At 72.6% G+C, this 10,564-nt stretch carries 9 protein-coding genes; 6 read left to right on the top strand and 3 right to left on the bottom strand.

Annotation, left to right across the window (positions count from 1 at the left end; genetic code table 11):
- Window positions 1–575 precede the first annotated feature (575 nt).
- Both ACWEN3_RS31870 and ACWEN3_RS31875 read left to right on the top strand, forming a co-directional pair.
- Window positions 576–1,697, top strand: a complete 1,122-nt coding sequence (locus tag ACWEN3_RS31870; protein WP_452977788.1) for a GNAT family N-acetyltransferase — start codon at window positions 576–578, stop codon at window positions 1,695–1,697.
- Window positions 1,698–1,798: 101 nt separating this feature from the next.
- The gene (locus ACWEN3_RS31875; protein ID WP_452977789.1) at window positions 1,799–4,459 is read left to right on the top strand and encodes a glycosyl hydrolase; all 2,661 of its coding nucleotides are present in this window, start codon (window positions 1,799–1,801) and stop codon (window positions 4,457–4,459) included.
- Between the two features lie 36 nt (window positions 4,460–4,495).
- Here the strand turns inward: ACWEN3_RS31875 and ACWEN3_RS31880 are convergent, their stop codons facing one another.
- The 3 genes from ACWEN3_RS31880 to ACWEN3_RS31890 form a co-directional block, all read right to left on the bottom strand.
- Window positions 4,496–4,750 (bottom strand): acetyl-CoA synthetase, encoded by a 255-nt coding sequence (locus tag ACWEN3_RS31880; protein ID WP_452977792.1) that lies wholly within the window; start codon window positions 4,748–4,750, stop codon window positions 4,496–4,498.
- A gap of 106 nt (window positions 4,751–4,856) precedes the next feature.
- Window positions 4,857–5,048 carry a hypothetical protein gene (locus tag ACWEN3_RS31885; protein ID WP_452977795.1) on the bottom strand — a complete coding sequence of 64 codons (192 nt, stop codon included), beginning with the start codon at window positions 5,046–5,048 and terminating at the stop codon, window positions 4,857–4,859.
- A 141-nt stretch (window positions 5,049–5,189) separates the two neighbouring features.
- Entirely contained in the window at window positions 5,190–6,197 is a 1,008-nt protein-coding gene (locus tag ACWEN3_RS31890; protein WP_452977798.1) for a Ppx/GppA phosphatase family protein, read from the bottom strand.
- Window positions 6,198–6,504: 307 nt separating this feature from the next.
- Here ACWEN3_RS31890 and ACWEN3_RS31895 point away from each other — a divergent pair, with 307 nt between their 5' ends.
- The 4 genes from ACWEN3_RS31895 to ACWEN3_RS31910 all read left to right on the top strand — a co-directional run.
- Window positions 6,505–7,443, top strand: a complete 939-nt coding sequence (locus ACWEN3_RS31895) for a LysM peptidoglycan-binding domain-containing protein (protein WP_452977801.1) — start codon at window positions 6,505–6,507, stop codon at window positions 7,441–7,443.
- 218 nt (window positions 7,444–7,661) lie between these two features.
- Window positions 7,662–8,261, top strand: coding sequence for an FAD-dependent oxidoreductase (locus ACWEN3_RS31900; protein ID WP_452977804.1), 600 nt, complete (start codon window positions 7,662–7,664; stop codon window positions 8,259–8,261).
- A gap of 5 nt (window positions 8,262–8,266) precedes the next feature.
- On the top strand, window positions 8,267–8,833 hold the full coding sequence (locus tag ACWEN3_RS31905; protein ID WP_452977807.1) for an FAD-dependent oxidoreductase: 567 nt from the start codon (window positions 8,267–8,269) through the stop codon (window positions 8,831–8,833).
- Window positions 8,834–8,953: 120 nt separating this feature from the next.
- Window positions 8,954–10,564 (top strand): RICIN domain-containing protein (locus ACWEN3_RS31910; protein ID WP_452977810.1); only part of this gene is annotated, 1,611 nt, incomplete at its 3' end.

The following is a 10,564-nucleotide window of genomic DNA, read 5'->3' on the forward strand; positions in this document are numbered from 1 at the left end:
GAGACGCTCGGCACGCTCGCCCAGCTGGCCACCGTGGTCGTGGTGGCCGCGGGCTGCGACATGGCGCGGTCGGTTCAGGACACGGCGCCGGAGGTGCGGTGAACGGGGTCTGGCGATGCCGCCATTGGCCCGGACCACTTGCCCGTTGACCCGTTGACCCGTTGACCCGTTGACCCGTTGACCCGTTGACCCGCCGGCGAGGCGAGGCGAGGTGAGGAACGCGACCGCCTCGGCGATGCCGGCGGTGCGCGCCGAGTCGCTCCGGCGGAGGCCGCGCGACGGTCTCCCGGAGCCGACGGAGCCGCCCGTGTTGGAGCCCACCGATGTCCGCAGAACCATGGCGAACCCTCCGTCGCCTGAGGCACCCTTGACAGGGTGCGTCTGTTTCGCGACGTTTGAGCATCGGCGCACGGCGGAGATCCGCGCATATCGGAACGAATGGCAGGACGCGCCCGGCGCGTCATGGGGGGAGCGGTCGCCCATGCGATCCATGAGCCATGATCCACACGCCTCGCCGGCCCGTGCCGGCCGCGGCACACCGCTCAGAGAGCGGGCGGAAGGGCGGGCGAACTGAGGTGGATATCACCATCCACAGACCCGGCGAGCTGACGTCCGAACTGCGCGCGGCCTGGCACCGCGCGATGGACGAGTCGCCCGAGTACGCCAACCCCTTCCTGGCCCCCGAGTTCGCGATCGGGGTCGGCCGGTACCGGGGCGGCGTCCGGGTCGCGGTGCTGCGCGAGGGCGGGGAGGCCGTCGGCTTCCTCCCGTACGAGCGGGGGCCGTTCGGCACCGGCCGGGCCGTCGGGCTCGGGCTCTCCGACTGCCAGGCCCTCGTGCACCGGCCCGGGGTCACCTGGGACGCGGGGGAACTGCTGCGGGCCTGCGGGCTCAGCATCTTCGAGTTCGACCATCTCGTCCAGGAGCAAAGGCCGTTCGAGCCGCATGTCACCGGTACCTTCGCCTCACCGGTGATCGATGTGAAACCGGGCGACGGCACCTACGCGGAGTGGCTGCGCGGGGCCTATCCGGGGCTGGCCAAGACGACGCTGAAGAAGGAACGCCGGCTCGGGCGGGACGTCGGCGAGGTGCGGTTCGTGTTCGACGAGCACGACCCGGAGGCGCTGCGCACCCTCATGCGGTGGAAGTCCGCCCAGTACCGCAGGACCGGCCGCATGGACCGGTTCTCCAGGCCGTGGATCGTCGGCCTGGTCGACTATCTGTCCCACGTCCAGGAGGAGCACTTCACCGGGGTGCTGTCCGTGCTGTACGCGGGGGACCGGCCGGTCGCGGCCCACTTCGGGCCCCGCTCGAGCACGGTGCTGGCGGCCTGGTTCACCGCCTACGACCCCGAACTGCACTACTACTCACCGGGGTTGATGATGCATCTGCGGACGGCCGAGGCGGCCGCCCGGCACGGGGTGACCCTGGTGGACCTCGGACGGGGCGACAAGGAGTACAAGGACTGGCTGAAAACACGCGAGTTGAGGGTCGCGGAGGGCTTCGCCGCGCGGCCCCATCCGGTGGCTCTCGCCCACCGTCTGTGGCGTAGACCAGTGCGCGGTCTGAGGAACACGGTGCTCGCCCACCCACGACTGCGGGACCCCGCTGACCAGTTGCTGAAGACGGTCGGCACCCTGCGCACGCGGGGCCGGAACGCCGCCGCGGCCCGCACCCGCCGCCCCCGATCGGGGTGAGAATCGCGGGGCGGTAGTTACTGGCAGGTACGTGTCAAGTTTTCGCCAAGTGGTGGTGTAATCACCGTCAGTGTGATCAGGTCTCCTGCGTCGCAACGTCGATGCCCGTTTCGGGAGGTCCTGTGTCCGTACCAGCCCACAGAAGACGGTGGTTCACCGTCTGCGCGCTCACCGCGTCAGCCGCGCTCGTCGCGATACCCCCGTCCGCCGCCGCAGGCCGCTCGGCGAGCCCCTTCGGCGTCCGCGCCCTCGGCCAACTCGCCAAGGAGCGGGCGCAGTCGGTGGGCGCCATGTCGCCGCACGTGGCGGCGGAAGGCGACGACGGCAACGAGGCGGACGAGATCGCCGAGGGGGCGGACCAGTACGCGGAGGCCCGCACCTCGCCCGGCGTGGTCGCACCGGGCGCGTACGGCGCCGCCTGGCGTGATCTCACCAACCTCAGGCGCACGGGCGGCAACTGGCGCAACATCACCGACCTGCCGTACAACTCGGACGACCCGCGCTACCGCGACATCGACTCCAACTCCAGCGGCGGCTCCGGCAATGTCACCGGCCGCATGGCCGCCGTGGCCGCCGACAACGACGGTTACGTCTACGCGGGCAGCGCGGGCGGCGGAGTGTGGCGCTCGCGCACCGGGGGCGGCCACTGGCAGCCCATCAGCGACCGGCTGCCCGCCCAGTCCACCGGCGCCCTCGCCGTCGACGGAGCCGGCCGGCTGTGGCTGGGCACCGGCGAGGCCACCACCAACGCCGACGCCTACCTCGGCAGCGGTGTCTACGTCCTGACCCACGCGCACCACGGCAGCTTCTCCGAGCGCAGCCGGGTCGGGGGCAAGGAGCTGGAGAGCACCACCATCCACGAGCTGCGCTTCGGCGGCGGCAAGGTGTGGGCGGCCACCAGCGAGGGCGTGTGGAGCCACTCCACGAAGAAGCTCAGCGGTCCCTGGAAGCTGGAGTTCGCGCCCAACCCCGACTTCATGCCGAAGGGTTCGAAGGCCGGCGACCCGAACGCGCCGTACAAGAACATCGCCAACGACATCGCCATCGACCCGAAGGACCCGTCCAAGGTCGTCCTCGCCGTCGGCTGGCGCAGCGGCGACGCCTACAACGGCTTCTACACCAAGGTGAACGGCGCCTGGACCCGGATCACCGGCGGCCTCGGTGACCTGCCCGCCGACCCCGACAACGTCGGCAACGTCACCTTCGCGCGCTCCGCCGACGGTTCCCGCTACTACGCGATCGACCAGTCGCCCGAGCAGCTCAACACGAACCCCGACAGCGGCCTGGAGGGCATCTACGTCTCCAAGTCCGGTTCTCCGACCGGACCGTGGACGAAGATCGCCGACTACAAGGGCCTCGCCGCCGACAACTCGGCGCTGACCAGCCCCGGTTACATGCCCGGCGTCCAGGCCTGGTACAACCAGTTCCTCGCCGTCGACCCGAGCGACGCGCAGCACGTGTACGCCGGTCTCGAAGAGGTCTACGAGTCCAAGAACGGCGGCGGCAGCTGGTCCACCGTGGGCCCGTACTGGAACTTCTCCTTCTCCTGCTGGAGCATCGACCCGTCCAAGCAGTCCGGTGACTGCCACCAGACCACCCACTCCGACCAGCACGGCGTCGCGATCGGCCGCTACCACGGCAAGTCCTATGTGTACGTCGGCAACGACGGCGGCATGTACCGGCGCCCGGTCAACGGCTCCCAGGACGCCTCCGGCCACGCCACCGACTGGACGTCGCTCAACGACGGCACCATCGACACCCTCCAGTACTACTCCGTCGGCATCGGCAAGGACCTCGACCACGGCGGCCTGGCCGTCACCGGCGGTCTCCAGGACAACGGCCAGTCCATCCTGCGCGGCGACGACAAGGTGATGGGCTCCAACTTCGGCGGCGACGGCGCCGACACCCTCACCGACCCCGCCAACGGCTGCAACATCGCCCAGGAGTACGTCTACCTCGCCGTCCAGGTCACCCAGAACTGCGCGGTGAACGACGGCAGCTGGGTCAGCGACCCGAGCAAGGCGACCTCGTACAGCGTCGCCCCGCCCGACAACGCCACCGGTGAGGCCCGCTTCATCGCCCCGCTCGCGGCCGACATGAAGAACGGCGACACCTGGGTCGCCGGCGGCCGCCACATCTGGGTCCAGACCCACGGCTACGCCATCCGCAAGGGCTCCGAGTGGGCCAATGTGCACGACCTCGGCGCCGGCCGCACCGCGACCGCCGTCGCCGCCTCCGGCGGGAAGGTCTACGCCGCCTGGTGCGGTCCCTGCAACAACCAGGGCTTCGCCCGCGGTATCGCCGTCGGCAACGCGGACGGCACCGGCTGGCACGACATCAGCCTGCCCGCGGCCGGGACCGTGCCCAACCGCTATCTGAGCGGCTTCGCGGTCGACCCGAAGAACGCCGACCACGTCTTCCTCGCGGTCAACGGCTTCTCCCGGCACTGGACCGAGGGCCCGGGTGCGGGCGTCGGCCATGTCTTCGAGTCCACCGACGGCGGCACCACCTGGAAGGACATCTCGGGCAACCTGCCCGACGTGCCCACCAACTCCGCGCTGGTGACGGCCGACGGCGGCCTCGCCGTCGCCACCGACCTCGGTGTCGTCTACCGGGCGCCCGGCGACACCGCCTGGCCGCGCGTCGGCGACCTGCCCGCCGTCGCCGTGCTCCAGCTGAAGACCAGCCCCGACGGCGGCACGCTGTACGCCGCCACGCACGGCCGGGGCATCTACACCGTCAAGGTGCGCAACCTGCACTGAGCGGACGCACCGAGTGGGAGGGGTGGCCCCACGGGGTCACCCCTCCTGTGCGTACGGCACCACGCTCATGTCCAGTGTGAACACGGTGTGCGGCGCCCCGGCCACGTCCGGCGCCTTGGCCGCCGCGGTGACGACGGCGCTGCCGCCCCGGGTGCCCGCGCAGCGCAGGGTGGCGTGCGCGGTGCCGTCGGGATCCACGCGCCACCCCGATGCCGTCACGAGGGCCGGCGCCGAACTCAGCACCCCGGTCCACCGCTTGTCGTCCAGCCTCGGCCGGAGCACGAGCGTCACCGCCGTCCCCGGCCGCACGCACAGCGGTCGCCGGACCGCGTCGCCCGGGGCGACGGAGACCTCCGCGTGTCCCGCGACGCAGCCGCCCGACGGGGCGCTGGGCGCATCACCCGGAGCCGACGAGGTCCGCGACGAGGGCGACGGCGAGGCGCTGGGCGCACCGCCTGGAGACGCCGTGGTCCGCGTCGAGGGCGACGGCCGCGCCGAACGGCCGTCCGACGACCCCGCGGCCGACCCCGAGCCCCGGCCCGCCGCCGCCCCGCACCCGGCCAGTACGACGACCGCGGCGACCACACACCCACCGGCCCACCACCGCATGCGAGCACCTCCCGGTCTCAAGTCACGTCCACCAGGATGCCCCACTCGCCGCCGCGGACCGGCATCCGCAGGCGGTGAACAGCCGCATTTTCGGGGGTGAGGCCGCGGACCGGCGCTTCCCTTACGCGGGCGGGCTGGCGATGCGCAGTGGTGCCGCGGGCGGCGGTGCCTCCGTGTCGCGGGAGCCGGTGGCGTCCGCCCACCAGTCGGCGCCGTCCTCGATGTAGCGGAGCAGGACGCCCTCGCGGATCGCCCAGGGGCAGACGACGGCCCGCCGCAGCCCCATCAGCTTCAGCGCCGTGTGCCCGACCACGGCACCGGCCAGGCTCTGCGCCGCGCGCGGCGCGGAGATGCCGGGCAGTTGGGCGCGCTCGGCGGCGGGCAGGCCGGCGAGGGTGTGCACGGCCTCGCGCAGCTCCCGGCGCCGCAGCTCACGCGGCTCGAACGGCCCGTACCGCCCGGGCGCGGACCCGCACAGCCTGGCCAGCTGCTGGAACGTACGGGAGCTGACGGCCGCCGTACGCGGGCGCTCCCAGCGGATCCGCGAGGCCACGTCCCGCAGCTCATGGCGGATCCGGCGGCGCAGCGCCTTCAGTTCGCCCGGCCCGGGCGGGTCCTGTGCGTCCAGGTATTCGCGGGTCAGCCGGTTCGCGCCGAGTGGGAGGGAGGCGGCGAAGTCCGGCAGCCGGCCCCGGCCGAAGGCCACCTCCAGCGAGCCGCCGCCGATGTCGAGCAGCGCGAGGGGACCCGCGTTCCAGCCGAGCCAGCGGCGGGCCGCCAGGAAGGTCAGCTCGGCCTCGGTCTCGCCCGGCAGGGTGCACATGCGGATCCCGGTCCCGGAGGCCACGCGGCGCAGCACCTCCTGCCGGTTCGGGGCGCTCCGGACCACCGCGGTGGCGAAGGCCAGGGGACCCGCCGCATGCCACTTCCGGGCCGTGGCGCCCGCCGCGCCCACCGCCTTGACGAGCCGCTCCACCGCCTCGTCGGAGATGGAGCCGTCCGCCTCGACCTGTTCGGACAGGCGGAGCTTCCATTTGACGGTGTGCACCGGCAGCGGAACACCCCCCTCCACATCCGCGATGACCAACCGAACCGTGTTCGACCCCGCATCCACCACGCTCACCCGCATGGCCGGGGAGTACCCATTTAACGGGCAACCACCCCTTCATGCGGAAGGTTTGATGCGCGCAGAACGCCCCTCCGGGAAATTTTCGGACAGTGCGACACGCCCGCACGACGGGGCGAGGGGAGCGCCCACCCGACGGCATGGGCGCGCGCCGGTCCTCGATCGGTGAGTCGATCCCCGTCGGCTGCCGTGCACGGGAAGGCGCATTGGCGGCCCCCACTCGACCGGGCTACTCCAGAAGGCTGTCACCCGATGGGTCTACGTAGGGTCACAGGTAGTGACCCTACGTGCTCCTATCTGGGAGACCTCCATGAGAGCAAAGCCGCTGCGAATACGCCCGACCAGGAACCTCGCGCTGACCATGGTCACCGGTCTGACCGCCGGCGCCATCCTCCTCGCCTCCGGCCCCACGGCCCTGGCGCAGACCCCGAGCCCCAGCCCGCCGCCGACGTCCGCGCCGCAGGAGCCCACCACGACCCCGCCGCCGCTCACCGTCGCGCCGCCCGCTCAGCCCCTGACACCGGTGCCGCCCGCCGCCGTGACGTACCAGGTGACGCGGGGAGACACGCTCTGGTCGATCGCCCGGAAGTCCCTCGGCAGCGGGATGCTCTGGCCGGCGATCTACGCGGCCAACGCGTCGACCGTCGAGCGGGCGGCGCGGACCTACGGACACACCTCGAGCCGTCGCGGCGACCTGATCTTCCCGGGCACCCGCCTCCAGGTCGGTCCGGGCAAGAGGCTGATCCGGGGCCTCACGGCACAGCAGCAACAGCTCGCGACATGCCTGGGCAGTGTCGTCGAGGCCTACGGTGAGCTGCGGGCGAAGAACGCGGGCCAGGCGCTGCAGAAGGCCGGGCCCACGGAACTGTCCCGGCTCCTGGCGGATCCGACCGTCATCGAGGCGCTGACCAAGCCGGTCGGGGCCCTGAAGGCGTGCGGGCCGCTCGTGCGCAAGGCCCAGGGACTCGCGGCCCTGGCGCGCGAGGCGCTGAACAGCCACCCCGAACTCAAGCAGGTCCTGGGCCAGTTCATCGGCAAGGTCAAGGGACTCGCCTGCCTCGCGTCGATCGCCGGCGGCGCGGCACTGCGTGAACCGGGCATCAACGTTCCGACGGGCTCCGCCGTCAAGGACGTTCTGCAGAAGTGTCCGGAACTCCTCCAGAACGCGGGCGCCGTCCACAACGCCCTGAAGGCGCTCGGCATACCCACCATGGCGGAACTCGGCGCGGCGCTGCCCTCCAGCGGCTGACGCCGGCCGCCGTCCGCCCGCCCGGCCGACCGCGAAGCCCGACCAGGTCCCGGTACATCGCGACGATGTACCGGGATCCGGCATGAAACACGTCTCCCAGGACCGGGACCCCGGCCGGCTCGCCGCGTCGTCCGCTGTCCGGATCCAGGCCCTCCCGGGCCCGGCCCGCCCCGGCCTGTACTTGGATGGTCGCGTCCACTGTCGGTAGGGAGCGGCGCGTGAGCGGTACGGATGCGACGAGGGTACTGGTGATCGGCGGCGGCATCGCGGGAACCGCGGCCGCGCTGGGACTGCACAGGGCGGGCTGCGACGTCCGGGTGTTCGAGGCACATCCCGACACGGCGGAGGACCTCGGCGCGTTCCTGACCCTGGCGAGCAACGGGATGCGCGCCCTGGCCCAGCTCGACGCCGGCGAGGCGGTCACGGCCGTCGGTTTTCCGCTGACTTCCCTGCGCCTGCTCGACGGCCAGGGCGCCGAGCTGGCCCACGCGCCGCTCGGCGACGTCGCCCAGCCCGGCCTGCGCTACCGCTGCCTCCACCGCGGCGAGCTGAACGCGGCCCTTCAGGGCGAGGCGGCAAGGCGCGGCATCCGCCTGCGCCACGGCGTCCGGCTGGAGTCCCTGACGCACGGCCCGGACGGCGTCACCGCCCGCTTCTCCGACCGCAGCACCGCCACCGCCGACCTGCTCGTCGGCGCCGACGGGCTGAACTCGACCGTCCGCCGCCTCATCACCCCCGGCGCGCGGCCCGTGTACGCGGGCCGGCGCGTCTTCTACGGCTACGCGCCCGCCGCCCCGGCACCGGCGGCAGCGGCGTGATCACCATGGTGCGCGGCAGCGAGAGCGCCTTCGGATACGCCGTCTCTCCGGCGGGGGAGACGTACTGGTTCGCCCGCGTCGGCGGCGACCCGCTGCCCGGGGACGCGCCCGCCGGCCCGCCCGCCGCGCTGCGCGAGCAACTGCTGCCCCTGCTGCGCAAGGACTCCACGCCCGCCGCCGGACTGGTCGAGGCCTCCGCCGACGCGATCATGGTCACCAACGCCACGGAGATGCCGGTCGGCAGCACCTGGCACACCGGGCGGATCGTGCTCATCGGCGACGCGGCCCACGCGGCCTCCCCGGCCACCGGCCAAGGGGCCTCGATGGCCCTGGAGGACGCCGTCGTACTGGCGAAGGCGCTGCGCGACCTGCCCGATCCGCAGCGGGCGTTCGCCGCGTACGAGCATCACCGGCGCCCGCGCGTCGAGCACAACATCACCGTCAGCGGAGGCATCTCCCGCGGCACCCACACCGCGTCCGGCCCCGCCGACCGGGCGCAGCGCTCCACGCACCCCGACGAGGAACTGATCCGCCAACTGGACTGGAACACCCCCCTTTCCGTCGAGGACTGAGCCCGCCGCCCGCGCGAAAGTGCAAGAGGCGGAACACTGGAGTCCATTGCCGGGGAAACCGCCGTGGCCGGATCGTTCCGTGCGACCGGCCTTCGGAACCTTCGGCAACAAGGAGCATCCGTGCGACTCTTGAACAGAGCGGGCGGCGCCGTGGCCGCGGCCGTCGCCCTGGTCCTGGGCGGCGCCCCCGCGTCCCCGGCGTCCGCCCTCCCCGCCGACGCCACCTACAGCGTGACCGTGGGCGCCCCGGTCCCGTTCTCCAACCCCACGGACACCCCCGCCACCCCCTACCTCGACCGGGACGGCACCTTCCACTACCAGCAGTCCGCCGCGCTGTACGGCGCCGAGGACCCGCGCACCTGGGACTTCTACACCGGCAAGGACTTCGACACCGCCACCTTCGACAAGGGGCTCAGCAAGGCGGTCGACCCCGCGAACCCCGCCGACCGCAACGACGACACCACCTGGCGGTGCGACAACAGCCCCACCGGCCGCGAGGCCACCTACGCGCCGGCCGGCTCGCACTACGCCCGGAAGAACTACTGCGACCTGTCCGGGGTGTGGGTCGACCCCGACACCGGCGACTGGTACGGCCTGGTGCACAACGAGTTCAGCCCGCAGCCCTTCGGCGACCGGCTGCACTACGACGCCATCGACTACGCCGTCTCCACCGACCACGGCCGCACCTGGACCGTCGAGGACCACGTCATCACCTCGCCGTACAGCACCCGGCGAGGAGACACGACCGCCTTCCCGAACCAGACGTACTCCTACGGCGACGGCGACCAGCGCCTGTTCGTCGACACCGCCTCCGGCTACTTCTACGTCTACTACGGCTCCCGCATCGTCGACAAAAGCGGCGGCTGGAAGGCGTTCTACGAGCACGTGGCCCGCGCCCCGATCGCCGCGAAGATGGCCCCCGGCTCCTGGCGCAAGTGGTACGACGGCGCCTGGACCCAGCCCGGCACCGGCGGCAAGGAGAGCGACATCGTCCCCGTGGACGCCGGCCACCCCACCGGCTACACGCCGGCCGCGGCAGAGTACGACCCGGCCAACACCGGCACCGCCGCCCAGCAGATCGCGGCCGGCACGATGCCCCCGACCTCACCGCTGTTCGTGATGAACATCGCCTACGACGCCTACCTCGGCCTGTACATCGGCGAACCACAGGCCGTCGACCAGAGCGGCGACTCACCGCAGTACCTCTACGCCACCGACGACCTGGCCACCCAGAAGTGGCACCTCATCGGTGACACGGGCACCTACACGAACGCCTCCTGGTACCGCTGGTTCCTCGACAGCGCCAACCGCACCGGCTCCGCGACCGTCGGGAAGACCTTCCGCTCCTACTGCGCCTTCGGCTGCTCGCACGGCGCCGACGGCGAGTACGTCGACCTGACCGTCGGCACCTCCGCGCCCGCGACCCCGCCCGTGGACACCACCCGCTGCTACCGCATCGCCTCAGGCACGGGCCGGATCCTCGCCCGGGCGGCCCACGGAGCCACCACCACCTCGGTCGCGGGGCCCACCGGATCCGCCCGCGAGTCCTGGCGCTTCACCCCGACCGGCGGCGGCGCCTTCACCGTCACCGACGCCGCCGACGGCCGGCTGCTGGGCGTCGACTCCACCGCCGAGGCGGGCCGCGCGTGGGGCGCCAGGCCCACCGTCGCCGCCGCCCCGGCCGGCGGGCCGACCGTCGGACAGCAGTGGTTCCTGATCCCGGACGCGTCC

The sequence above is a fragment of the Streptomyces sp. NPDC004561 genome (genome assembly GCF_053602155.1).